23 protein-coding genes are annotated in these 23,252 nt (G+C 60.0%); 13 read left to right on the top strand and 10 right to left on the bottom strand.

The genetic code is table 11. The features are described from left to right. Positions 1 to 47: 47 nt before the first annotated feature. From cysC to ACP7EW_RS29330, 8 genes are read right to left on the bottom strand one after another with little or no spacing between them, the layout of a single operon-like run. Positions 48 to 650, bottom strand: coding sequence for an adenylyl-sulfate kinase (gene cysC, locus ACP7EW_RS29365; protein ID WP_177111857.1), 603 nt, complete (start codon positions 648 to 650; stop codon positions 48 to 50). Continuing rightward, on the bottom strand, positions 647 to 1,876 hold the full coding sequence (locus ACP7EW_RS29360; RefSeq protein ID WP_426221628.1) for an MFS transporter: 1,230 nt from the start codon (positions 1,874 to 1,876) through the stop codon (positions 647 to 649). The genes cysC and ACP7EW_RS29360 overlap by 4 nt, the downstream gene beginning before the upstream one ends. Positions 1,877 to 1,886: 10 nt before the next feature. After that, a complete protein-coding gene (locus ACP7EW_RS29355) occupies positions 1,887 to 2,657 on the bottom strand; it encodes a class I SAM-dependent methyltransferase (RefSeq protein WP_426221627.1) in 771 nt (256 codons plus the stop codon). Positions 2,658 to 2,664: 7 nt separating this feature from the next. Further along, a complete protein-coding gene (locus tag ACP7EW_RS29350) occupies positions 2,665 to 3,801 on the bottom strand; it encodes a hypothetical protein (RefSeq protein ID WP_426221626.1) in 1,137 nt (378 codons plus the stop codon). Continuing rightward, entirely contained in the window at positions 3,798 to 4,523 is a 726-nt protein-coding gene (locus ACP7EW_RS29345) for an SDR family oxidoreductase (RefSeq protein WP_426221625.1), read from the bottom strand. The genes ACP7EW_RS29350 and ACP7EW_RS29345 overlap by 4 nt, the downstream gene beginning before the upstream one ends. A 10-nt stretch (positions 4,524 to 4,533) precedes the next feature. Then, positions 4,534 to 5,262 (bottom strand): sulfotransferase family protein, encoded by a 729-nt coding sequence (locus tag ACP7EW_RS29340; RefSeq protein ID WP_426221624.1) that lies wholly within the window; start codon positions 5,260 to 5,262, stop codon positions 4,534 to 4,536. Further along, complete coding sequence (locus tag ACP7EW_RS29335) at positions 5,259 to 6,482, bottom strand: transaldolase family protein (protein ID WP_426221623.1); 1,224 nt, start codon at positions 6,480 to 6,482, stop codon at positions 5,259 to 5,261. The genes ACP7EW_RS29340 and ACP7EW_RS29335 overlap by 4 nt, the downstream gene beginning before the upstream one ends. 17 nt (positions 6,483 to 6,499) lie before the next feature. Then, complete coding sequence (locus ACP7EW_RS29330) at positions 6,500 to 7,204, bottom strand: HAD family hydrolase (protein WP_426221622.1); 705 nt, start codon at positions 7,202 to 7,204, stop codon at positions 6,500 to 6,502. Positions 7,205 to 7,457: 253 nt separating this feature from the next. On the opposite strand from ACP7EW_RS29330, the gene ACP7EW_RS29325 reads away from it, so the two are divergent. The 7 genes from ACP7EW_RS29325 (at position 7,458) to ACP7EW_RS29295 (ending at position 13,293) form a co-directional block, all read left to right on the top strand. Beyond that, positions 7,458 to 8,258: a glucose 1-dehydrogenase gene (locus ACP7EW_RS29325; RefSeq protein ID WP_426221621.1), complete on the top strand. Its 801-nt coding sequence runs from the start codon at positions 7,458 to 7,460 to the stop codon at positions 8,256 to 8,258. Beyond that, positions 8,251 to 10,074: a glycoside hydrolase family 15 protein gene (locus ACP7EW_RS29320; RefSeq protein ID WP_426221620.1), complete on the top strand. Its 1,824-nt coding sequence runs from the start codon at positions 8,251 to 8,253 to the stop codon at positions 10,072 to 10,074. The genes ACP7EW_RS29325 and ACP7EW_RS29320 overlap by 8 nt, the downstream gene beginning before the upstream one ends. Positions 10,075 to 10,122: 48 nt before the next feature. Beyond that, entirely contained in the window at positions 10,123 to 10,596 is a 474-nt protein-coding gene (locus ACP7EW_RS29315; RefSeq protein ID WP_426221619.1) for an isochorismatase family protein, read from the top strand. Continuing rightward, positions 10,593 to 11,153, top strand: coding sequence for a GNAT family N-acetyltransferase (locus ACP7EW_RS29310; RefSeq protein ID WP_426221618.1), 561 nt, complete (start codon positions 10,593 to 10,595; stop codon positions 11,151 to 11,153). The genes ACP7EW_RS29315 and ACP7EW_RS29310 overlap by 4 nt, the downstream gene beginning before the upstream one ends. A gap of 149 nt (positions 11,154 to 11,302) precedes the next feature. Then, positions 11,303 to 11,935, top strand: coding sequence for a BRCT domain-containing protein (locus ACP7EW_RS29305; RefSeq protein ID WP_426221617.1), 633 nt, complete (start codon positions 11,303 to 11,305; stop codon positions 11,933 to 11,935). Beyond that, positions 11,932 to 12,294 carry a VOC family protein gene (locus ACP7EW_RS29300; protein ID WP_033899695.1) on the top strand — a complete coding sequence of 121 codons (363 nt, stop codon included), beginning with the start codon at positions 11,932 to 11,934 and terminating at the stop codon, positions 12,292 to 12,294. The genes ACP7EW_RS29305 and ACP7EW_RS29300 overlap by 4 nt, the downstream gene beginning before the upstream one ends. A gap of 84 nt (positions 12,295 to 12,378) precedes the next feature. Continuing rightward, positions 12,379 to 13,293 carry an alpha/beta fold hydrolase gene (locus ACP7EW_RS29295; protein ID WP_426221616.1) on the top strand — a complete coding sequence of 305 codons (915 nt, stop codon included), beginning with the start codon at positions 12,379 to 12,381 and terminating at the stop codon, positions 13,291 to 13,293. Here ACP7EW_RS29295 and ACP7EW_RS29290 read toward each other — a convergent pair. Next, complete coding sequence (locus ACP7EW_RS29290; protein WP_426221615.1) at positions 13,227 to 14,231, bottom strand: GlxA family transcriptional regulator; 1,005 nt, start codon at positions 14,229 to 14,231, stop codon at positions 13,227 to 13,229. The genes ACP7EW_RS29295 and ACP7EW_RS29290 overlap by 67 nt on opposite strands. A 90-nt stretch (positions 14,232 to 14,321) precedes the next feature. Here ACP7EW_RS29290 and inhA point away from each other — a divergent pair, with 90 nt between their 5' ends. After that, the gene (gene inhA, locus ACP7EW_RS29285; protein ID WP_038845009.1) at positions 14,322 to 15,002 is read left to right on the top strand and encodes an isonitrile hydratase; all 681 of its coding nucleotides are present in this window, start codon (positions 14,322 to 14,324) and stop codon (positions 15,000 to 15,002) included. 85 nt (positions 15,003 to 15,087) lie between these two features. Here inhA and ACP7EW_RS29280 read toward each other — a convergent pair whose 3' ends face one another. Then, a complete protein-coding gene (locus ACP7EW_RS29280) occupies positions 15,088 to 15,717 on the bottom strand; it encodes a LysE family translocator (protein WP_426221614.1) in 630 nt (209 codons plus the stop codon). Between the two features lie 159 nt (positions 15,718 to 15,876). Between ACP7EW_RS29280 and ACP7EW_RS29275 the strand changes: the two genes are divergently transcribed. From ACP7EW_RS29275 to ACP7EW_RS29255, 5 genes are all read left to right on the top strand, one after another. Continuing rightward, a complete protein-coding gene (locus ACP7EW_RS29275; RefSeq protein ID WP_426221613.1) occupies positions 15,877 to 16,392 on the top strand; it encodes a sigma-70 family RNA polymerase sigma factor in 516 nt (171 codons plus the stop codon). Then, positions 16,379 to 17,329, top strand: coding sequence for a FecR domain-containing protein (locus ACP7EW_RS29270; RefSeq protein WP_426221612.1), 951 nt, complete (start codon positions 16,379 to 16,381; stop codon positions 17,327 to 17,329). The genes ACP7EW_RS29275 and ACP7EW_RS29270 overlap by 14 nt, the downstream gene beginning before the upstream one ends. A gap of 107 nt (positions 17,330 to 17,436) precedes the next feature. After that, a complete protein-coding gene (locus ACP7EW_RS29265; protein ID WP_426221611.1) occupies positions 17,437 to 19,920 on the top strand; it encodes a TonB-dependent siderophore receptor in 2,484 nt (827 codons plus the stop codon). Between the two features lie 432 nt (positions 19,921 to 20,352). After that, the gene (locus ACP7EW_RS29260) at positions 20,353 to 21,792 is read left to right on the top strand and encodes an undecaprenyl-phosphate glucose phosphotransferase (RefSeq protein WP_426221610.1); all 1,440 of its coding nucleotides are present in this window, start codon (positions 20,353 to 20,355) and stop codon (positions 21,790 to 21,792) included. Further along, positions 21,792 to 23,252, top strand: a complete 1,461-nt coding sequence (locus ACP7EW_RS29255; protein WP_426221609.1) for a mannose-1-phosphate guanylyltransferase/mannose-6-phosphate isomerase — start codon at positions 21,792 to 21,794, stop codon at positions 23,250 to 23,252. The genes ACP7EW_RS29260 and ACP7EW_RS29255 overlap by 1 nt, the downstream gene beginning before the upstream one ends.

Raw genomic sequence — 23,252 nt, 5'->3', positions numbered from 1 at the left:
GTTTTTTCGAGTTGCAGACACTGTCATCCCTGCGCAAAGACAGACGGCTAAGTGCGATCGTCGTTATGCGCGATCCAATCAAGAATCGTCGCGACCGACTGTTCCACTGAAAGCGCCTGGGTATCCAGGTGCACTTCCGGAAACACCGGCACATCGTAGTGGGAGTCGATGCCAGTGAAGTGCTTGATCAACCCCGCACGGGCTTTTTTATACAGGCCCTTGGGGTCACGTTGTTCGGCGGTTTCCAACAGCGCGTCCACATGCACCTCAACAAAAAACTCATTGCCGATGATCGAGCGCGCGTAGTGCCGACTGGCCGACGAGGGAGAAATCAGCGCCACGATCACGATCAGCCCTGCCTCCAGCATCAACCGCGCCACTTCGGCGACCCGGCGGATATTCTCGTCACGGTCGCTGTCGGTAAAACCCAGGTCTCGGCACAGCCCGCCACGCACCGAGTCGCCGTCGATAATGGCAGTGATCCGGCCCTGTTCCTGCAGGGCATTGTCCAACGCATCGGCAATGGTCGACTTGCCGGACGCGGAGAGGCCGGTCATCCAGATGACCACGGGGTTATGTTTCATGCCAGAGCGGTGACTGAACGCAAACGCGTGCAGGTTCCGGTGCGGCGTGTCTGGAAAATAACTCATGACTGTTCACCCTCCTTGACCGAAACAGGCTGTTTGCCCAACAGGAACACCATCACGCATTGCACGAACAACAACAGCGCCACCACCCAGTAGACGGTCGAGAACGACCCGGTCAGGTCCTTGGAAAATCCGCCCAGGAAATTGCCGCACACGCCTCCCAGGCCGATCAACACGTTGGCAATGCCAAAGGCCTGGGTCAGCCGACTGACCGGGACGATCTGCCCGATGTAACTGGGCACCAGCCCGAAGATGGGATAAAACGCCAACGCAAACAAAAATGCCGCCAGGTAGAACAACGGCAGGCTGTTGAAACTGAATACCAGGGTGGCAGCCAGCCCCGCACTCAGGAAACACATCGCCAGCGACGCGCGCACCCCGACCTTGTCGGCAATCCAGCCCACCAGGAAGCCCGACGCCATGCCCACCGCGCCGATGGTGGTCCAGATAAACCCGGCATCCTGTACCGACACACCCAATTCATCGCGCAGGAACGGCGCCAGGTACGTCTGGAACGGCAGCAACGCCATGCCATTGAGAAAGGCGATGGCCCAGGTCAGGTACAACGAGCGGCTGAGCCAGGGCTGGTGGCTGTCAAACGCGGTGGCGCGTTCCCCGGAAAACCCGGTGTCTTGGCTCGCAGCGAAGTTACGCAATAGAAACCAGGCCACCACGCACAGGGCCACCGAGATCAGGCCGGCGGTGAGCCAGATCGAGCGCCAGCCACCATTCAATGTCAGGAACGACACCAGCAAACCGTTGATGAATACGCCGTAGCTGGTGCCACTGGAAATCAGCCCCATGACCCGCGAGCGATTACCGGGACTGAAGCCCTTGGTGACGATCTCTGCCAACGGGATGTACACCGAGGCGGAACAACCACCGAGCAGGATCAACAGCGCCCCCGACAACCAGATGCTGTTGCTGACACTCAACCCCAGCAGCGCCAGGGACGTCATCACCGTCGACACCAGGCTGATTTTCCACCCCTCGAAAAACCGGCTGATATAACTGGTCACCGATGAAAACAGCAGGAAGCCAATCTGCGCGCCGCCAGTGATCAAGCCCACCGTGGTGTAGTCAAAACCGATGTCGCGGCGCATGTCCACCACCAGGTTGGCGAACAGGTAGACGCCAAAGCCATAGGTGCTGGCCACGAACCCGGTGAGGACCACCGCCAGCACGATGCTGTCCAGTGGCCGGGCATTGCTCTGTACGAGTGTACTCATCAAACCCTCCTTATTCGGCGCGCGCGGTGTGGATGACGAAGTCGCAATCCATCATGTCGTAGTCACGTTCGAAGTCGCCGTAACTCTCATGGTCGGTAAACCCGGACTTGAGCACTTCCCCCTTCAACTCGCCCGGCAAAAGGGGATACACCTGCAGCCGGTATTGTTCCGTGTCATCAAAGGAATAGATGAACTCACACAGGTGCTCATCGACCTCTCCCAGGCTGACCGAAGCATTTGTACCGCAGTAATAGTAATTGCCGCTGGCCTTGTAGTTGCCGGCACGAATGGCGAAAAAATTGCGTTGGTCCACGATCAGCAAGCCGCCCGGCTTGAGCAAGGCCCTGAACTTCGTCAGCACCCGCAACCGATCGTGGGCAGCGAAGACATGGCACAACGAGCTGCCCAGGCACACCACCGCATCGAACTGGCCAAGTTCCTGGGAGTCCAGCGAGTGCCAGTCGCGGTAATGGGACTGAATGTCCAAGCCATGCTTGCGAAAGTTCGCCCGCGCCTTGGTCAGCATGGTGCTGCTGCCGTCCGTGGCCACCACCTCAAAGCCCGCCTGCTTGAGTTGGACGGCGTGGAAGCCGCTGCCCGTCGACACGTCGATCACCGACCGCACGCCGTGGCTGCGCAGCAGGTTTTCGAAGAACCCGTCCTCCCCCGCTTTGCGTTTTTCCCAATCGATCAATTCATCCCAGCGCTCGACGAAATCCTCCGAGTACTGCTTGGCATAACTGGCGACTTCGTTGTGCTTGCGCCCCGATATCTGATTCATCACACACCTACCAGGTTGAATTTTTGAAGGACAGGTACTTGCTCGCCAGCTCGCGGGCAAACTCGGCGGACTGCTCGATGGACATGGTGTTCTTGGAATACCCCAGCATCGATTGCATGACAGCCATGCACTGCGGGTTGTAAGTCACCGAACCATCACAATGGATTTCGTCGATGCCATCCTGGCTCTGGCAGATGCTGTTGATGCGCACCGCCTCATCCTGTGGGCAGGCGTCGGAGAACTGCACCTGGATCTGCCCATCGTGCAGCCGCACCGGATACCCACCCGGAAGCCCCAGAGGCCCCGGCGCATGCACCAGGACCGGCACGGGCGAGAACAGCCCTTCGATGACCGTGACGGCAGAGCAGGCGGTGAGGAACTGCCCGTCCACTCCGCCCAGGCGACGGAACTCGGATTTCACCGTCGAGAAAATCGCCTCGGCCGGCAGACGCACCACCTCTGGCCGGTCACGCACTTCATACAACAGACGGTAGCTGGCCCGCGCAGGTAACCCACCACGCGGCACGTAGTGGCTGAAGTAATGCTGGGCATACAGCTGCACTTGCACATCCGCAGGCGCACATTCGAGCAACCGTGCGATGGAGAAACGCACCGCTGGAATCAGGTTGGCCACATTACCCACGCCAATATCCGGCGCCAGGCCGATGCGCGCCAAGATCGGGTTGACCGCATCCGGGAACGCCGCATTCACGGTTTTAGTGGTGATGCCAGAGGCTTTCACCGCCCGCATCAGGCAATGCATCAACGTCAGGTGCATGGGCAGCCAGGGGCCGAACTGGGCCTGGTCGAGCTTCTCGAACGACAGCTTGGGCAGTCCGGTGATCACCCGCCAGGACTGCAGCGACGCGCAGTTCACCAGCATATCCGGGGCTTCTTCACGTAGCAGCTGCGTGACCCTGCCGATATCCGTCAGGTCGGCAACCACGGGCTTGATGTCGATAAACTGGCCCAACTGCGCACACGACAACGTCACCAGGTTGCACAAGCGGATCGTGGCTTCTTCATTGCGCCCCAACACCACAAAGTCGAACGCGTTTTTCGGCCCCAGAATCTTCAGGATCTGCAGGCATAGGTTGCCGGCGCCTACCAGCAGCAGCTTTTTCTTGCGCACCGGAAGGCTCATCGTGGGTAGGCTCCGTTGTCGACCGGAATCACACGGCCGGTGATGTGACGCATCGCATCACCCACCAGCAGCAAGATGACCTCGGCCACGCCACTGGGCAGGATCGGGTCCTTGAGGACTTCCTGGCGGGCGTACTCGGCGCGTCGGTATTCGGGGATGGTGCCGTAGATCGCGGTGTCATGGATCAGCGCCGGGGACACCACGTTCACCCGCACGAACGGCGCGAAGTTCCAGGCGTTGGCCTTGGTCAGGCCGATCACCGCGGCCTTGGTGGCGCCGTAGAGCGCGTCGCAACTGCCCACTTCACCGGCCACTGAAGCGATGTTGACGATGCTGCGCGGGGCTTCGCGCTTCATCTCCCGTTCGGCAAAGTCTTTGGAGAGGTAGACCAGCGCCTTGAGGTTAACGGTGAGGATCTCGTCGATCTGCTCATCGGAGTAGGCGTAGACACTTTTACCGTGATAAATACCGGCGTTGTTGACCAAACCGTAAATACTTGGATGCCGCTCATACAGTTTTGGAATAAAGCCCTTGATAACGGCCATGTCCGAAAAGTCAGCAATATGCGCTTCAAACACGTCAGCGCCATAGACACCTTGCAGCACTTTCAGACCCTCGGCATCCTTGTCCGCACCGATAACGAAATAACCCTGTTGAATCGCCAGTTCCACAGTCGCCCGACCAATTCCATTGGCCGCTCCGGTAACAATCAACTTTTTCATACAACAATCCCTATTGGCAAAATTCATTCATGCGCGCGTAATACGTACGGTGATACTCGTACATCGCCTTTAAATTCGGATATTGATCAAATAGCTTGATATCAACGTGCGGATTATCTGGAGAAACAATCCGCTCACTGTTTTCCGCGTCGACATGCCAACTACGCCACGTTTTCCATTGTTGGGGACACTCACGTTTCCATGTCATGGCGTGTGGCAGAAACTCTATATTCAAATGATCACAGAGTTTACGGATCACTCGTTCTGGTTCTGCGGCCAGATCATCCGCATTGATCACATAGGGCACTTTGCCGGTCAGTTTGGTGACCACACAAAATATGTCATACAGTGCTTTATGCCCAATGGCCTGCAAGGGCATATCGGGATGCACCCGATGATGGGAAATAATACTGCTGGCAGGTTCACGAATCAGAAAGATATTGTCCTGTTGCGCGAGAAAGCCAACATCAACTTTCAAATCGTCCAAACAGTGGTAACACATGTCTTTATGGAAGACGTTCGCACGCTCACGGGCATTCAGTAGATATTCTTTTATACCTGGGTAAGTCGTGGGCAAACTGTGATCCCACTCATCCGAAGGAATCGCCGAGTCCTCGGAAAACGCCATGTGCGCAAAAGGTTCATGGAAGACCTCAAAATCGCCCCGCTCGATAAACACGCGTTCGAGCACCGTGGAGCGCGAACGTGGGTGGGCCCACAACCCGATCATCCGGTTCATGCGATCACCCCAAATTCAGCGGCGAGCAATGCGTTGAATGCGCGCTTGAACGGTGTCGTCACGGGGCAGAGCCGAACGCAGTAATCCGCCAGGCGCCGGTGCGCGCTATTGGCTTCATTGCAGGCGTTGATAAAGGCTTCATGGTTGCCGAAGTCGTACGGTTCGATGCTATCGACAAAGTAGGCTTCGTAGAAATACGGGATACGGATCAGCTTCGCGAAGGTCGAGGCCGGGGGTTTCTGGGGTTCTTGCGCGGGTACGACCGGTTTGCCGTGGCTTTCGCGCTCAATCAGGAACTCCACTACGTCCGGCGTCAGTGTGTAGCAGGTCGCGGTTTGCCCGGTCTTTTCCAAGTGCCAGCAATGCTTGTTGCCCCGTTCGTCCACATCGACCTTTATGCTGGAAAGCAGAGTCTTGACCGGCACCTTCGAGGCTGCCACCAACGCCTGGATCTGTTCGTAGATCATCAACTCGGCCCAACGCAGATCATCGGCGCTCAAGACAAGGCCACGCTCGGCAGCCTGCAGGGTGAACTCGGGCTGGCAGGCGAAACGCCCAATCATGAAAGTGATCACGTACTTGCAGCGACTGGTGTCGATACCGTTGCTGCGCGCCGTCGCCCTGCCACGCTCGATGGCCTGGATACCGGCCTGGAACTGGGCAACCGTGAAGCAAAAAGTGATATTAATCGAAGCGCCCTGAGCCACCAGTTGCTCGACGGTGGCCATCCCTTCCAGGCTGCCCGGCACCTTGACCATCACGTTCGGCGCCAGGCGCTGCAGTTCCAACCCTCGGGTGGTCATGCGCTCGGTGCAACGCACGTCCACCGGGTCAACCTGGGCAGAAATCCAACCTTCAGCCTGTGCCGATTGAACCCACCGCGACTTGAGCGTGGCAGCCCCTTCGACGATGACTTCGTTGTACAGCTGCTTGCGCAACTCATTAGGCGACAGCTTGACCAGGTTGAAACGTGAAGACCAATACTCGCGCTTTTCGAGGATGACAGCCGTTACCAACCGAGGGTTAGTGGTCGCACTGCACAAGCCCCAGGGCTGGGAGAACTCATCCGGCATCAACGCTTGGATATAGGTCGCGGCCGCCGGGTACTTTTCCAGCAGGTGTTGTTTATACGGCAGGTAGACGGCAGGCGATGAATCCCACCACACTTGCGAAGATTGATCGTTGCGTTTGAGCCGTTCCAGGTAACCAAGTGTATTCACGACGCCTCCTCCCTGAGTCAATTAAAAATGGTCAATACTTCACGTATGTCGGCAATCGGCAATGCCCCTGCCGCGGCCAACTGCGAGTGCCGATGCGCAGGACCAAAGCCCAACACTTTTATATTGGCCGCTACCGCAGCCTGGATACCCGTCACACTGTCTTCCACCACCAGCGCATCACTCACATCAATGCTGTAAGTCCGGCAGGCCGTCAGGAACACCAAGGGATCAGGTTTCCAACTACCCAATTCATAACAGCTGAATATTCGCCCTTCGAAATAAGAAAACAGTCCCGCCAGGCGCAAGCAATGCTCTATCTTGTTGCGTGGCGCACTCGAAGCAACGCAATAAGGCACGTCCAAACTTTCCAGGACTTCCAACATTCCATCCGTGGCTTTTAAACTGAGTGTCAGTGCGTGCAGCGCCCGCTCACGAAAACGCTGTTCAAACGCGTCGTCCACACTGACATTTAATAATCCCTCAGCTTCGCGCAAACACTCAGCAATCTTGCGCCCACGAAAGTGTTCGATAAAACGTGTGACATCAAGCAGCGTGTCGCCCTGAGTCAGGGCATTAAGCATGGAAATCAATACAGACAGGGTTATTTCTTCACTTTGGACCAGAACACCGTCGCAATCGAAGATAACTAACTTAGGCACGCCAACTAAGGCCGCTGCTTTTACCTGAACTGGTAGTTCCCCTATATCGGCCGAAAGGCACATAGAAATCTCTTATAGGTGGCCCCGCGATGACTTCCGAACTACCAACGGAGCGGGTTGATGTGTGCCTATAAGACACGCGGCGAAAAAGCCTGTCAAACGCTTTTGAGCGGTTTTTTAGTATCTTATGGTTATTTTTTATAGTTCTGTTATTCCATTTTTCACCATGGTTGTAGTCGCTAATTTCACACGGGTGAACTTCCCTTGCGCGCGATCAGTCAGCTACTTGAACTCGCGAATTCAAGGTCGGTGAGCAATGCGTATCTCGTTGGAGCAACAAGTGGCGCTGGTGACCGGTGCCAGTTCCGGAATCGGTGCCGGCGCGGCCAAGGCTCTGGCGCAAGCCGGAGCGGCGGTAGTGCTGAATTACAACAGCCAGGCCGCGCCGGCCGAGGCACTGGCAGAACAGATCAGAGCCGAGGGTGGCCGGGCGATTGCCATCGGCGCCAACGTGGCTAAAGAAGAAGAGGTAGAACGGCTTTTTGCCCAGACCCTCGATGCCTTCGGCCACTTGGACATCCTGGTGGCCAACTCTGGGATGCAGAAGGACGCCAACCTGGTGGACATGAGCCTGGATGACTGGAATGCGGTGATCGGCGTCAACCTCACCGGCCAATTCCTGTGTGCCCGCGCGGCGGTGCGCCTCTTCAACCGCCAGGGCGTGCGCGAAGGCGTGTCGCGGGCGGCGGGCAAAATCATCCACATGAGTTCGGTGCACCAACTGATCCCCTGGGCCGGGCACGTGAACTACGCAGCGTCCAAGGGTGGCGTGGAGATGTTGATGCGCACCCTCGCCCAGGAAGTCAGTGAGCAACGCATCCGCATCAACGGCATTGCGCCGGGGGCGATTCGCACCGCGATCAACCGAGCCGCCACCGAAGGCGCGGCAGCACAAGAGCTGCTCAAGTTGATTCCCTACGGGCGGATCGGCGACGTGGAAGACGTCGCCAACGCGGTGGTGTGGCTGGCCAGCGATGCGTCCGATTATGTGGTCGGCAGTACGCTCTTTATTGATGGCGGCATGAGCCTGTATCCGGAGTTCCGTGGCAATGGTTGATCTGAACGAACCACAAAGCGCCATCGATGCCCACGGCATCATTGGCGATATGCGCAGTGCGGCATTGGTGAACGACAAAGGCAGTATCGACTTCTTCTGCTGGCCGGAATTCGACAGCCCCTCTATCTTCTGCTCGCTGCTGGACAGCCCCGACGCCGGCATTTTCCAACTCACACCGGACCTGCCCAACGCGCGCCGCGAACAGATCTACCTGCCCGACACCAACGTGCTGCAAACCCGCTGGCTCAGCGACGAGGCCGTGGTAGAGATCACCGACCTGTTGGCCATCAGCGAAGAGATCGACGACTTGCCGCTGTTGATCCGCCGCGTGCGGGTGGTCAGCGGCAAGGCCGACATTCATCTGCGCTGTGCGGTGCGCCATGACTATGCGCGCACGCCCACCCAGACCACCCGTGACAACGGCACGGTGTGCTTCAGCGCCGAAGGCCAACCCGGCCTGCGTTTGTCCAGTAGCCATCCACTGCAGATCAAAGACGGTGCCGCCGTGGCCAGCTTTACCCTGGAGCAGGAAGAAGGTGCCGAATTCGTCCTCGGCGGCCAAGAGGATGAACGGGTGGACAGCAGCTGCACCGACTTGGCGCTGGCCCACACCTTGAAGTTCTGGCGCGGCTGGATCGCGCAATCGAACTACCGTGGGCGCTGGCGCGAAATGGTCAACCGCTCGGCCCTGGCGCTTAAGCTCCTGACGTCGCGCAAACACGGCGCGATCATCGCCGCCGCCACCTTCGGCCTGCCGGAAACGCCGGGCGGCGAACGCAACTGGGACTACCGCTACACCTGGATCCGCGACGCATCCTTCACCGTCTACGCCTTCATGCGCCTGGGGTTTGTCGAGGAAGCCAACGCCTATATGCGCTGGCTCAAAGGCCGCGTGAGCGACTGCTGTGGCCAACCGACCAAGATCAACATCTTGTATGGGATCGACGGTCGCCAGGAACTGCCGGAAGCCGAGTTGGAACATTTCAGCGGCCATGGCGGCGCCAAGCCGGTACGCATCGGCAACGAAGCCTTCGACCAGATCCAGCTGGACATCTATGGCGAGCTGATGGACGCGGTGTACCTGGTCAACAAATACGGCGAGGCCATCTCCCATGAAGGCTGGAAACACACCGTGGAGGTGGCTGATCAAGTCTGTGAAATCTGGAACACCAAAGACGTGGGCATCTGGGAAATGCGCGGCGAGCAGCATCACTTCCTGCACTCACGACTGATGTGTTGGGTAGCGCTGGATCGCGCCATCCGTTTGGCTTCCAAACGTTCGCTGCCGGCGCCGTTCGCACGCTGGGACCAGACCCGCCAAGCGATCTACGCCGACATCTGGAGCAACTTCTGGAACGAAGAGCGCGGGCATTTCGTGCAGCATACCGGCACCACCGCGCTCGACGGTTCGATGCTATTGATGCCGTTGGTGAGGTTTGTCGCGGCCACCGACCCGCGCTGGCTCTCGACCCTGGAAGCCATCCAGGAAAGCCTGGTGCGCGACGGCATGGTCTACCGCTACCGCAACGACGACAGCCAGATCGACGGCCTGCAAGGCACCGAAGGCGCATTTGCGGCCTGCTCGTTCTGGTACGTCGAATGCCTGGCCCGCGCCGGACAAGTGGAAAAGGCCCACCTGGAATTCGAGCAACTGCTGCGCTACGCCAACCCCTTGGGTTTGTACGCCGAAGAGTTCGACAACCAGGCCCGCCACCTGGGCAACACGCCCCAGGCCCTGAGTCACCTGGCGTTGATCAGCGCGGCGACGTTCCTGGACCGTAAACTCAGCGGGGAGAAAACCACCTGGCAACCCTGAAGTGGCCTGTGCACAATGGGCAGCCCCTCGACCACGGACAGGAACGCCATGCGCCAGGTACTGCTGATCATCGATGTGCAACCCTCCTTCAACCCGCCCGCGTGGCTGGTGGACGGCATCAACGCCCTGCTGGGGCGTATGCCGTCAGTCGCCACCGTGGAGCGCCACGACGAGAGCGTCACGCCCTTCGCCCGGCAACTCGGCTGGCAACCGGCGCCGAACGACCAGAGCCTGGTGGCCGCCGATCGCATCTTTATCAAACACGGCTATGCGCCAACACCCGAGACCGTCGCCTACCTCAAAAGCCTCGCGCCGCAACGCGTGCTGGTGTGTGGTATCCAGACCGACACCTGCGTGCTGGCGGCCGGGTTTGCGTTGTTTGACGCGGGATTGCAGCCGACCTTGATCAGCGACCTGACGATGGGTTCGTCGCTGGATCGGTCGGGGCAGTTGGGGGTGGATCTGTGGCGGCATCATTTTGGGCAAGTGGTTGATCGGGACCAGGTCGCTGCCACCTTATGACCCCCTTCCCTACCCTGCGCACGCCACGCCTGCAGTTGCGGGAATTAGTGGCTCAAGATGCCCAGGCGCTATTCGCCATCTACCGCGATAGCGACAGCATGCGCTGGTTCGGCGCTGACCCGATGACCGAAATCAGCCAGGCACAAGCCCTGATCGAGACCTTTACCCAATGGCGTACCCAGCCTAATCCGGGCACTCGCTGGGGGCTTGAGTTCGAGGGCAGGCTGATCGGCAGTTGTGGCTTATTCAAGTGGAACCGTGGATGGAACAGTTGCGCGCTGGCCTGCGAGCTTGCACCCGACCTCCGAGGGCAAGGCCTGATGAGCGAAGCCCTGCGCGCCACACTGGAATGGGGTTTCATGCAGATGCACTTGCACCGTGTCGAAGCGCTGGTTCATCCACACAACCACGCGTCCCGCGCGTTGCTGGAGCGTCTGGGCTTCAAAGTCGAAGGAAAACTGCGAGAAGCCGGATTCTGGAACGGCCAGCGGCATGACCTTGAGGTGCTGGGGCTACTGGCGCAAGAATGGTCGGACATGAAAAAGCAAGGTATATAGCGGTATCTGAAGCGCACACTCCATTCGGTATTCAAGGAAAGAATATGACCTCACGCATCCCCCGTGCTGTTGAACCTCACCTTCACTCCCGACAAAGCCAAGTACATCAATCAGACGATAGAAACTGAAGAATTAAGGAGCAAGGACGCATGGTCGATCTTCATCAGGAATTCGAAAAAAGCGTGTTCTTCCATCAGGCACGGATCGATCGGCGCTCTGCCGATGCTCTGATTGGTATCACCGCCGGTTTGACCGCCGATGGAAAAATCAATCAGTTGGAGGCCGAGTTTCTCAAGAGCTGGATAGAAAACCACCTGGTACATCTGGAAGATCCCGTGGTGAATATTCTGTACCAACGCCTCGCTGATATGTTGAGCGATGGAGTGTTGGATGAAGATGAGTCAATCGAATTGTTGGAAATACTGCATCAGTTTGCAGGGCTTCCCGTCGGGGCGCCTCAACGCACTGCAAACGTCAGCAGCCTACCGCTGAATGATCCGATTCCCGAACTCGACTGGCTCGATAGGGTGTTTCTGTTTACAGGGGTCATGGCTTACGGGCCTCGGAAAGACTGCGAATCGCTCGTCACCGAACGCGGCGGCGTGATCGGTAATTCGGTCAGTAAAAAGGTGCACTTTCTGGTGGTGGGCAGCATCGGTAATGAGCAATGGCTGCACAGCTCCTACGGGACCAAAATCAAAAAAGCCGTAGAATTGCGAAACAGCGGTGTGCCCATCGCAATCATCAGCGAAACCCATTGGCAGCAGGTGTTGTTCGGTTGAAACCTATTGTCTCCGTGCTCATACATGTCCCGGACTGGCGCGTAGCCACGCAGTGGTACTGCGCGGCCTTTCCACTGGCGACACGCATCTACCACCAGCCGGATGATTTTGGCCATCTGGATGTAGAGGGCGTGGCTATCGAAATCGTCAACGCCGATAGCAAGGTCGCCTGCGGAGCCGCGGGGTCGGTTGTGTATTGGCGGGTAGAAGACTTGCCACAAACAGTGCAACGGCTGGAGAAACTGGGGGCAATCCTGTATCGCGGACCAATGGCGATTGAAGGAGGGGATCGGATTTGCCAGGTGCGCGATCCGTGGGGCAATTGCATCGGGTTGCGCCAGCTCGGCCTAGACAAGTAAGCCCACTGCCGCAAATCCCACCCCTACCCGTCACGGCTTTCGACTAGAGTTCCAGTCTCTCTGGCAAGCCGATGAACGCTCACCATGACCATTACCGCCCCACTGCTCTACGTACGCACGCCCATGCTCGATATCGCCTACGAAGCCCACGGCCCCCTCGACGGTGAGCCGGTGATCCTGCTGCATGGTTTCCCCTATGACCCGCGCGGCTATGACGCGATTGCGCCGGTACTGGCCGAGCGTGGTTACCGGGTACTGGTGCCGTACCTGCGCGGTTACGGCCCGACGCGGTTTATTAACGAGCAGGTGATGCGTTCCGGGCAGCAGGCGGCGTTGGGCAAGGATCTGCTGGATTTCATGGATGCATTGGCGATCCCGCAGGCCACCCTCGCCGGCTACGACTGGGGTGGGCGAGCCGCGTGCATCGTTGCGGCCCTATGGCCCGAGCGGGTGCGCGGGTTGGTGACCGGGGATGGCTACAACATCCAGGACATTGCCAAATCCCTCATGCCACGGGCGCCTGTGACGGAGCATCGCTTGTGGTACCAGTTCTACTTCCATACCCAACGCGGCGTAGACGGGTTGACCGCCAACCGTGGCGAACTGTGCAAGTTACTGTGGGCGCTTTGGTCGCCCTCCTGGGCAGAGGGGCCGAGCTTGTATGACCAGACGGCGCCGTCGTTCGATAACCCGGATTTTGTCGAGGTGGTGATTCACTCCTATCGCCACCGCTTCATGTATGCGCCCGGTGACCCGGCGCTGGAAGCCTTTGAACAGGCGTTGGCGTTGCAGCCGCCGATTTCGGTGCCGAGCATTTCGCTGTGCGGTGCCGATGATGGCGTGGGCCCGCCGCCTGAAGTGGATGATGATGTCGAGCATTTCAGCGGGTTTTACCGACGCCAGGTACTCCCCGGCGTGGGCCACAACTTTCCTCAGGAAGCGCCGCAGGCCACGCTCGACGCACTGCTGGAATTGCTGGGCGAAAAGCGTTCGCGGTAAGCCTGGGGTGTGACCGACAAGGCGCGCAGGAAGCTGCGACGCAGGGTCTCTTCGCTGCCAAAGCCACACTGCACGGCGATGCGTTTGATCGAGACTGCGCTGTCAGCCAACTGCCGGCGCGCGGTTTCGACGCGGATCAATTCGACGGCGCGTGCCGGGGTCTGGCCGGTTTCGGCGCGGTAGTGGCGTACAAAGCTGCGTTCGCTCATGCCGGCTTGGGCGGCCAGGGTCGAGATGCTCAAATCCAGGGTGAGGTGTTCGGCGATCCAGGCGTGGAGTTCGGCGAAGCGGCTGTCGTCTTTTTGCAGGGACAGGGTCACGCTGAATTGGGACTGGCCGCCGGGACGCTTGAGGAACACCACCAGGTGCCGCGCCACTTCCAGGGCCACGGCGCGGCCCAGGTCTTCTTCCACCAGCGCCAGGCACAGGTCGATGCCAGCAGTGACGCCGGCGGATGTCCAGACGGCGCCTTGCTGGATAAAGATCGGGTTGGACTCCACCGTCAACGCCGGGAATTTGCGCGCCAGTTCTTCACAACGCGTCCAGTGGGTGGCTACGCGACAGCCATCGAGCATGCCGCTGGCGGCCAGCAAAAACGCGCCGGTACACACCGAGGTCATGCGCCGGGTATGCCTGGCTTTCTCGCGCACCCACTCCACCAGCGCCGGGTCTTCGGCGGCGCCGTAAACGCCCCAGCCACCGGCAATCACCAACGTATCGCACGATGCATCGACGGCGGGCAGCGGCTGGGCCAGCAGTGCCAAGCCAGCCGACGTCATCACCGGCTCCGCTTGCGCGGCGATCACCGACACGGCGTAGGGCAACGGCAGGCCGCGTTGACGCGCCAGGTCATTGGTGGAGGCGAACACCTGCAACGGCCCGGTGACATCCAGCACCTGGGCGTTATCGAAAGCGAGTACGTGGACGATTCTGGGCATGATTGGCGTGATTCGTGGGTTCAATGGCGTACTCGCCAAAGCCTAGGCCTCTAAAGTGAAGCCGTCCACCCCTTTGACGGAGCGCTATTCATGACCTTGCAGATTGGCTTTGTGTTGTTCCCCGGCATCCAGCAACTGGACCTCACCGGTCCTTATGACGTGTTGGGTTCGTTGCCGGATGTGAAGTTGCACCTGGTGTGGAAAGACCTGGAACCGGTCACTTCCAGCACCGGCCTGGTGTTTACACCGACCATGACCTACGCCGACTGCCCGCGCCTGGATGTGATTTGCGTGCCCGGAGGCTCAGGTGTTGGGGCGCTGATGGAAGATCCGCTGACGTTGGACTTCCTCAAGGTTCAAGCTCAGACCGCGCGCTATGTGACGTCGGTGTGCACCGGCTCGCTGGTACTCGGCGCCGCCGGTTTGTTGCGCGGGCGCAAGGCGACGACGCACTGGGCCTATCACGACCTGCTCGCCCCGCTCGGTGCGATCCCGGTGCAAGAACGCGTGGTACGCGACGGCAACCTGTTGACCGGTGGCGGCATTACGGCTGGCATCGACTTCGCCCTGACGTTGGCGGGCGAGTTGTACAGCGAAGCGGCGGCGCAGCTGGTGCAGTTGCAGATTGAATATGCGCCGGCACCGCCGTTCGATTCCGGGCGTCCGGACACGGCGCCCAAGCATGTGTTGGAGGAAGCCAACAAGCGCACGGCGGAATCGCGCAGGGTGCGTGGGGAGATCGTTGCGCGGGCTGCGGCTCGGTTGGGGTGATTCGGCATAGCACCTGTGGATACTGCAAAAGCGATGTTTGGGTCGGGTCGGGGACATATCCGTTATTTGGGTAACGGATATGTACTCAGGATGGCCGAGACATCACCGCCAAACGCACCGCCAGCACCGTCAGCACCGTCGCCAACCCCCACTTCTGCAGCCAGGCACCTTTCGAGCGCCTGGCAAAAAACCGGCTGAGCGCTCCACCAAACACCCCCAGCAGCACATGAAACACCGCTGCAATCAAGGTCAGCACGCCCCCCAGCACCATCAACTGCACCGCAATAGACCCCGCCTCCGGCCTTACAAACCGCGGCAAGAACACCAGAAAAAACAGCAAAGCCTTGGGATTGAGCAAGCTGTTGAGCATGGCTTGCAGAAACACCCGCCCCAAGGGCACACGACTGACCTGCACAGCGTCGCCTCCAGCATTTTTCTGCACCGTCTTGAACACCAACCACAGCAAGTAGACCACCCCGGCATACCGAATCAGGTCAAATGAGGGCGGCCAGCTGGCAACCAACGCCGTCACCCCGGTGGCAGTCAAGGCGGTCAACAGCAGATCAGCCACGCCGATGCCCAAGGCCGACGCCATCCCACCGCGCCAGCCGTGGGTCACGCCATGACTGATCACGAAGGCCATATTCGGCCCCGGCGATAACAGCAACAACAGCACCGCACCGGAAAATACCGCCAGGGTCGCAAGGTCGATCATGCTCAAGCCCTCCACCGGGAAAGTCCGCAGATTAGTCCGTGCACGTTAAGCGGACAAAAAATTGTGCTGGATACATTCTTCTCAGGTAATTGCGAATCGCCACGACCAACGACTAGAATGCGAAACATTATCAATTAAGATAGTTGCGCCAGGATGCCCATGTCGAGCGATCACCCACTGGACCACGCCGCCATCGGCCAGCTCTACCATACCCATCATGCCTGGCTGCGCGGCTGGTTGAGCCGCCGCACGGGCTGTCGTGAACACGCCGCCGACCTGGCCCAGGAAACCTTCGTGCGCTTGCTCAATGCACGCCGCCAGCAAACCTTGCAGCAGCCGCGCGCGTACCTCAGCAGCATCGCCCGCAGCCTGATGATCGACCAATACCGGCGCCGTGAACTGGAACGCGCCTACCTCGAAAGCCTCGCGTATTTCCCGCAAGTCGAGGTGCCGTCGGAAGAAACCCGCCTATTGATCCTCGACAGCCTGGAGCGCATCGACCGCCTGCTCGACCAGCTCAAGCCGCGCGTGCGCGAAGCCTTTTTGCTCGCGCAACTGGACGGCCTGACGTGTGCACAGATCGCCCTGCGCCTCGGCGTGTCCAAAGCCACGGTGGAGCGCGACCTGTCCAAAGCCCTGCACGCGTGTTACCGGTTGCGTTATGTCGAAGGCTGACGCGCAACTGGTCGACCAGGCCATTCAGTGGATGATCACCCTGCGTTTCAATGTCGCTGACGACGCCGCCACGGTCGCGTTCGAACGCTGGCTGCACACCAGCGCCGAACATCAACGGGTGTGGCAGCGCGTGGCGGCGATGAATGACGATTTCAGCCAACTACCGGCCCAGGTCGGCCGGCATGCACTGCGTGGAGCACGTCAACGCATCAGTCGCCGTGAAGGCTTGAAACTGCTGGGCCTGGTGGTCGGCGCCGCCGGTTTGACCTGGTTCGGTCGCGACTACACGCCCCTGCCCGCCTTGATGGCCGACTACCGCACCGCCACCGGTGAACGACGTTGGGTGGCATTGAGCGACGGCAGCCGAATCCAGCTCAACAGCGCCAGCGCGATCGATGCGTCGTTCAACACAGAACGACGTCTGGTGCAGTTGCGCCAGGGCGAAATCGTGGTGAACACCGGGACCGACAACCGCCCCTTCTGGGTCCAGACCCGCGACGGTTACCTGCGCGCCCTCGGCACGCGATGCCTGGTGCGCGAAGAAGCCCAGGGCACCCTGCTTGCCGTGCAGCAAGGCGCGGTGGCGGTATTTGCCGACAGCCAAGCGGCCAGCGCACGCCAGGTCTTAAAGCCCGGCGAAACGGTGGTGTTCAACCGCAGCGGCATTCGCCCGGCGGTCGCCAACGGCCTGGACCCCTGGGCCTGGAGTGAGGGTGTGATCAGCGCCCACAACATGCGCCTGGACGACTTTCTCACCGAACTGGCCCGCTACCGCAACGGCGTGTTGCGCTGCAGCGAGGCAGTGGCCGGGTTGCGGGTGTCGGGGACTTATCAGTTGGACGACACCGACCAGGTGCTGGGCCTGGTGGCGCAATCGCTCAAGCTCGATGTCACTTACCGAAGCCGCTATTGGGTGACCGTTTCACCGCGCGCGTGATTGTTTAAAAAAATAAATGAGGTGAATACTCATTGCCGCTCGACCTGTAAGGAAAGGCCGATCAACAGGCCGGTTTTGTCCACTTCCTTCAGGAGCATTCCGCGGTCATGCAAGCGTTCCCCTCCCCACGTTCCCCCCTCAAGCGCGCGGTCCAGGCCGCCTTGCTTGGCGTCTGCCTGAGCGGCGCCCTGCCACTGGCCGTGATGGCCGAAACACCGGCCAACGACACCCAGGCCCGCGACTGGAATATCGCCTCCGGCGCCCTGGCCAGTGCGCTGGACCAGTTCGCCCGTCAGGCCGGCATCAGCCTGTCGTACGACGCCACCAGCGTGGCCGGTAAAACCAGCTCGGGCCTCAATGGACGCTTTGATCCTCAGCAAGCGCTCGAACAACTGCTGCGCGGCCAGGGCCTGCAAGCCCAACGCCAAGGCAACAGCACCTGGATGCTGCTGCCGCAAGCAGGCGACGCCAGCACACTGAACCTGGGCGCCACATTGATCAACGGCGAACGTTTGGGCGCCACCACCGACGGCACCGGTTCCTACACTACCGGCGCGGTCACCATCGGCAAGGGCGAACACAGCCTGCGGGAAACCCCGCAATCGGTGAGTGTGATGACCCGCCAATTCATGGACGACCAGAACGTCACCACCATCGATGACGTGATGGAACGCACGCCCGGCATCACCTCCTACGAATCACCCATGGGCGGCAAGTATTTCTACTCCCGAGGCTTCAAAATGCTCGGCCAATACCAATACGACGGCGTGCCCCTGGACATGGGCAAGGACTACGTCCAGGCCGACAGTTTCAGTGCGAACATGGCGATCTACGACCGTGTGGAAGTGCTCAAGGGCGCCGCCGGCATGCTCAAGGGGGCCGGCACCGCCAGCGGTGCGGTGAACTTCGTGCGCAAGCGGCCCCAGGCCAAGCCCACCACCAGCCTGTCGTTGTCCGCCGGCACCTGGGACAACTACCGCGCCGATGTCGACACCGGCGGCCCGCTGAATGACAGCGGCACCCTGCGCGGTCGCGCGGCGGTGAGCCAGCAGACTCGCGGCTCTTACATGGACATCGCCAAGCGCCATGACCAGGCATTCTACAGCGCGCTGGATTTTGACCTCACGCCAGACACCACCCTGGGCGTCGGCGCCAGCTACGAAGATGTCGACGCCAGCCCGTGCTGGGGTGGCCTGCCGCGCTACGCCGACGGCAAAAGCGCCAACCTGAGCCGCTCGACTTGCCTGGGCCAATCCTGGAACGACTGGCAAAGCCGGCGCACCACGTTCTTCGCTGACGTGACCCACCACTTCAACGATGACTGGACACTCAAGGTCGCGGCGGTGCACAGCCGCAACCTGCAAGACACCAAATATGCCGCCAGCGAAGGCACCGTCAACCACGGCGACCCGGCGCCCACCGCCAACTCCTACGCCGCATTGATGGACTACGACCACAAGGACTACGGCCTCGACGCCTATATCGACGGCAAGTTCGAAGCCTTCGGCCTGGAGCATGAACTGATCCTCGGCGCCAACGGCAGCCGTGGCACCCAGGACGACGTCTACGCGATCCAGAACCTGCCCAAGCGCCAAAACATCTATCAGCCCGACCACCACTTCCCGGAACCGGCCAACAACACCTTCTGGCCGAACATGTACCGCGGCGGCACGGTCAAGGAAACCGCCACGCAATACGGCACCTACGCCACCTTGCGCCTGCGTCTGGCCGAGCCGTTGATGTTCATCGTGGGCAGCCGTGTGAGCTGGTACGACAACCGCCGCGAGTCCTACAACCTGGGTTGGGGCGAGTGGTCGCTGCAGGATGCACACAGCAAGGAAACCGGCGAGGTCACGCCGTTCGCCGCACTGATCTATGACCTTGATGAGCACCTGTCGGTGTACGCCAGCTACGCGGATATCTTCCAGCCGCAAAGTTCCTACGCCACCGCCGATGGCGCGGCGCTCAAACCCAAGATCGGTGACAACTACGAGCTGGGCATCAAGGGCGAATGGTTCGATGGGCGCCTCAACAGCTCCCTGGCCCTGTTCCGCGCCATCGAGAAAAACGGCGCCGAAACCGACTACGCCAGTTTCTGCCCGACCTCCGCCGATGGCTATTGCTACACAGACAAAGGCAAAGTGCGCGCCCAGGGCGTGGAGGCCGAAATCAGCGGTGAAGTGCTCGAACGCCTGCAAGTATTCGGCGGCTACACCTACACCCAGACCCAGTCCCTGAACACCCTCGACACCACTAAAGAAGGTGGCGTGTCCAACACCTACGTGCCTCGGCACATGCTACGGCTGTGGGGTGACTACCAGCTCGACGGCGCGTTGTCGAAATGGAGCGTAGGCACCGGTGTCAATGCACAAAGCAGCAACTACCGCGTGCAGGGCATCAAGCTCGAACAGGCCGGTTATGCGACCTGGAGCGCACGCGTGGCGTACCGCATCGACGACACTTGGACGGTCGCGCTCAACGGTAATAACCTGTTTGATAAAAGCTACTACAACACCGTCGGTACCGCCTCCTGGGGCAACTTCTACGGTGAACCGCGTAATTTCACCGTGAGTTTGAAAGGCAACTTCTGATCCGGCGAAAATCCCGCAGGTGGGGCACTTAGCGTGCCCTGCCAATCCCTCCCTGTCCCCCTTTCCCACCTCGTTTCGAAAAAGGTTTTTCCATTAAGCAGGAAAAATCTCACATTTGTTCCTACACTCAAAAACACAGCTAATGACCGAGTGTTCAGACAAGGAACGTCAATAAAATGCCGAAGAAAAGACTCATTAACCTGTCTAGCATGCCACCTCCGCACCATAGTCAATTCATTGACTGAATACAGTAAGGGAACACTCCTTTAGTCACTACCCCCGCAAAATCCCTTCAAATGGATAGCTGCATTTGGAATGGAAAGTTGCGTATTACCCAGAGTAGCCGGTTTGATCTGAGCTCTAAAGCAGCCTGCTGCTTTATTGAACACACCCTCAAACAGCGAAGTCTGGAGTGCAATGAGGGATGTTTTTATGCGAGAGAAGTCGTCCGTCGACAGTTTGTTTTTAACACGCGCCGGTTTTGTTGAGTTCTTTGTTGTTTTCGTCAAGTTGATCCATGGCCTGACGGCCATTTTGCCCCCACTGGTCCTGGTGCTCTTCCTGGACCCGATGGACCCCGAGCTGCGCGCCCATTTCCTGGGGCTGCTGGTGTTTTTCGCGGTCCTGACCATTATTCTGTTCCAGGCCCTGGGCATCTATTCCGAAGAATTGTTCAGCAACCGGCTGCGCTTGAAAACCAAGATCAAGGCCTGGACGGCGGCCTTTTGCATCCTGCTGTTCATGTACCAGATCCTGCAGTTCTTCCCACAGTTGACCCCGCGCAACCTAGTGACCTGGTACGTCGCCAGCCTGGCGCTGTTCTGCCTTGAACGCCTGGTGATGTTGCGCCTGTACCGTCGGCTGATGCAGTCCGGCAAATACCTGCAACGCACGGTGATCCTGGGCTTTACCGACACGGCCGTACACGTCGCTGATCACTTGCAGCGCAACGGGGATATCCGTTCCGGCCTGATCGGTTTCATCGACGACCGCACCGAGCGCATTCCCAAGGAACTGAGCAACCTGCCGTTGCTGGGCAACACCCGCGACCTGGAAAAACTGATCCGCGCAGAGCAGGTCAATCAAGTGATGATCTGCCTGCCCTGGGCCGCCGAGCAGCGCATCCACGGTTTGGTCAACCGCCTGCGGCAGTTGTCGGTGAACGTGATGCTGGTGCCGGACATGGCCGCCCTGCGCTACGGCCACAGCAAGATTACCGACGTGGGCGGCATCCTGATGTTCAACACTTCGCAACTGCCGCTGCGCGGCTGGTCGCCGGTGATCAAGCGCTGTGAGGATTTGCTGCTCGCCAGCCTGGCCTTGGTCACGCTGTCGCCGGTGATGCTGGCGACGGCGATTGCGATCAAGCTCGACTCCAAGGGCCCGGTGCTGTTTCGCCAGAATCGCTACGGCTACAACGACAATGAAATCCGCGTGTTCAAGTTCCGCTCGATGTACACCGACCAGAGCGACTTCACCGCCGAACGCCAGACCACCCGCGAAGATCCGCGCATCACCCGCGTGGGCCGCATCATCCGCAAGACCAGCATTGACGAGCTGCCGCAACTGTTCAATGTGCTGCTGGGCAACATGTCCATGGTCGGCCCGCGCCCGCATGCCACGGCGACCAAGGCGGCCGGCATTCCCTTTGAAGTGGCGGTCAGCGAGTACAGCTCACGGCACCGGGTCAAGCCGGGTATCACCGGCTGGGCGCAGATCAATGGTTACCGGGGCGAGACCGACACCCTGTTCAAGATCCAGAAACGTGTCGAGTACGACCTGGAGTACATCTCCAAGTGGTCGGTGTGGTTTGACTTGTACATCGTCTTCATGACGGTCCCGGCCGTCCTTTCCACCAAGGAAGTCTATTGATGAATACCCTCAACGGATTAATTCCCTGCATCATTTCCGGTGGTTCGGGCACGCGGCTGTGGCCGGTGTCCCGGCAGAACATGCCCAAGCCGTTCATGCGCATGCGCGACGGCCAGAGCCTGCTGCAAAAAACCTTCCAGCGCGCCGCCAAATTGCCCGGCGTGGAAAGCGTGTTGACGGTGACCAACCGCGACCTGCTGTTCCGCACCCTGGATGACTATCGCCTGGTCAATAAGGCCCACCTGCCCCTGGACCTGTTGCTGGAGCCGTTCGGCCGCAACACGGCGGCGGCAATTGCCGTGGCGGCGTTGCACGTGCAGGAACACTTCGGCGGCGACGCACAGTTGCTGGTGATGCCCGCCGATCATTTGATCCTCAACGAGGTGGCGTTCGCCGAAGCCGTGACCCAGGCCCGCGACCTGGCCGAAGCCGGCTACCTGGTGACCTTCGGCATCCAGCCGGATCATCCGGAAACCGGCTTTGGCTACATCGAACAAGGCGAGCCGTTGAGCACGGGCAACCGGGTCAAACGCTTCGTCGAAAAACCCGACCTGGCCACTGCCCAGGCCTACCTCGACGGCGGCAAACACCTGTGGAACGCCGGCATGTTCTGCTTCAAGGCCAGCACGCTGGTGGACGAGCTCGCGGCCCATGCGCCCGACGTGCTGGAAGCTGCGCGCGCCGCCCTCGACCACAGCCAGAGTCTGCAGAACAAGACCTCGCGCCAGCGCGAACTGGACTCGGAGGCCTTTGGCAGCGCGCCGGATATTTCCATCGACGTGGCGCTGATGGAGAAGTCCAGGCAAGTCGCCGTGGTGCCCTGCGACATCGGCTGGAGCGACATCGGTTCCTGGGAAGCCCTGCGCCAGCTCACCCCCAGCGACGCCCATGGCAACCAGGTCAATGGCGAAGCGATTCTGCATGACGTACACAACTGCTACATCGACTCGCCCAAGCGCGTACTCGGTGCCGTGGGCGTGCGCGACCTGATCATCGTCGACACCCCGGACGCCCTGCTGATCGCCGACGCCCACCGCAGCCAGGATGTGCGCTACATCGTCGCCGAGCTCAAGCGCCAGAACCATCCGGCGTACAGCCTGCACCGCACGGTCACCCGGCCTTGGGGCACCTACACCGTGCTGGAAGAAAGCAGCCGCTTCAAGATCAAGCGCATCGTGGTCAAGCCCCAGGCGTCGCTGTCGTTGCAGATGCACCACCACCGCAGCGAGCACTGGGTGGTGGTCAGCGGTGCGGCGCAGATCACCAACGGCGAGCGCGAATTCCTGATCAACGCCAACGAGTCCACCTACATCCCCGCCGGGCACAAACACCGCCTGACCAACCCCGGCATCATCGACCTGGTGATGATCGAGGTGCAGAGCGGCGAGTACTTGGGCGAGGACGACATCGTGCGCTTCGACGACATCTACGGGCGCGCCCCGGCTGAAGTGAAAAAATGA

The organism is Pseudomonas sp. DWRC2-2 (assembly GCF_049897885.1).
In the GTDB taxonomy this organism is placed as follows: domain Bacteria; phylum Pseudomonadota; class Gammaproteobacteria; order Pseudomonadales; family Pseudomonadaceae; genus Aquipseudomonas; species Aquipseudomonas azotoformans_A.
Note: the sequence above shows the minus strand (reverse complement) of the source record. Positions and strands in the feature narration are given on the sequence as shown.

Excerpts from the sequence above, each read along its gene's own strand:
- ACP7EW_RS29310 (WP_426221618.1), top strand. The coding sequence starts at position 10,593 with ATGACCCCCTTCCCTACCCTGCGCACGCCACGCCTGCAGTTGCGGGAA.
- ACP7EW_RS29315 (WP_426221619.1), top strand. The coding sequence starts at position 10,123 with ATGCGCCAGGTACTGCTGATCATCGATGTGCAACCCTCCTTCAACCCG.
- ACP7EW_RS29280 (WP_426221614.1), bottom strand. The coding sequence starts at position 15,717 with ATGATCGACCTTGCGACCCTGGCGGTATTTTCCGGTGCGGTGCTGTTG.
- ACP7EW_RS29305 (WP_426221617.1), top strand. The coding sequence starts at position 11,303 with ATGGTCGATCTTCATCAGGAATTCGAAAAAAGCGTGTTCTTCCATCAG.
- ACP7EW_RS29350 (WP_426221626.1), bottom strand. The coding sequence starts at position 3,801 with ATGAGCCTTCCGGTGCGCAAGAAAAAGCTGCTGCTGGTAGGCGCCGGC.
- inhA (WP_038845009.1), top strand. The coding sequence starts at position 14,322 with ATGACCTTGCAGATTGGCTTTGTGTTGTTCCCCGGCATCCAGCAACTG.
- ACP7EW_RS29275 (WP_426221613.1), top strand. The coding sequence starts at position 15,877 with ATGTCGAGCGATCACCCACTGGACCACGCCGCCATCGGCCAGCTCTAC.
- ACP7EW_RS29360 (WP_426221628.1), bottom strand. The coding sequence starts at position 1,876 with ATGAGTACACTCGTACAGAGCAATGCCCGGCCACTGGACAGCATCGTG.
- ACP7EW_RS29270 (WP_426221612.1), top strand. The coding sequence starts at position 16,379 with ATGTCGAAGGCTGACGCGCAACTGGTCGACCAGGCCATTCAGTGGATG.
- ACP7EW_RS29325 (WP_426221621.1), top strand. The coding sequence starts at position 7,458 with ATGCGTATCTCGTTGGAGCAACAAGTGGCGCTGGTGACCGGTGCCAGT.
- ACP7EW_RS29290 (WP_426221615.1), bottom strand. The coding sequence starts at position 14,231 with ATGCCCAGAATCGTCCACGTACTCGCTTTCGATAACGCCCAGGTGCTG.
- ACP7EW_RS29330 (WP_426221622.1), bottom strand. The coding sequence starts at position 7,204 with ATGTGCCTTTCGGCCGATATAGGGGAACTACCAGTTCAGGTAAAAGCA.
- ACP7EW_RS29355 (WP_426221627.1), bottom strand. The coding sequence starts at position 2,657 with ATGAATCAGATATCGGGGCGCAAGCACAACGAAGTCGCCAGTTATGCC.
- ACP7EW_RS29295 (WP_426221616.1), top strand. The coding sequence starts at position 12,379 with ATGACCATTACCGCCCCACTGCTCTACGTACGCACGCCCATGCTCGAT.
- ACP7EW_RS29340 (WP_426221624.1), bottom strand. The coding sequence starts at position 5,262 with ATGAACCGGATGATCGGGTTGTGGGCCCACCCACGTTCGCGCTCCACG.
- ACP7EW_RS29260 (WP_426221610.1), top strand. The coding sequence starts at position 20,353 with ATGCGAGAGAAGTCGTCCGTCGACAGTTTGTTTTTAACACGCGCCGGT.
- cysC (WP_177111857.1), bottom strand. The coding sequence starts at position 650 with ATGAGTTATTTTCCAGACACGCCGCACCGGAACCTGCACGCGTTTGCG.
- ACP7EW_RS29320 (WP_426221620.1), top strand. The coding sequence starts at position 8,251 with ATGGTTGATCTGAACGAACCACAAAGCGCCATCGATGCCCACGGCATC.
- ACP7EW_RS29255 (WP_426221609.1), top strand. The coding sequence starts at position 21,792 with ATGAATACCCTCAACGGATTAATTCCCTGCATCATTTCCGGTGGTTCG.
- ACP7EW_RS29265 (WP_426221611.1), top strand. The coding sequence starts at position 17,437 with ATGCAAGCGTTCCCCTCCCCACGTTCCCCCCTCAAGCGCGCGGTCCAG.
- ACP7EW_RS29345 (WP_426221625.1), bottom strand. The coding sequence starts at position 4,523 with ATGAAAAAGTTGATTGTTACCGGAGCGGCCAATGGAATTGGTCGGGCG.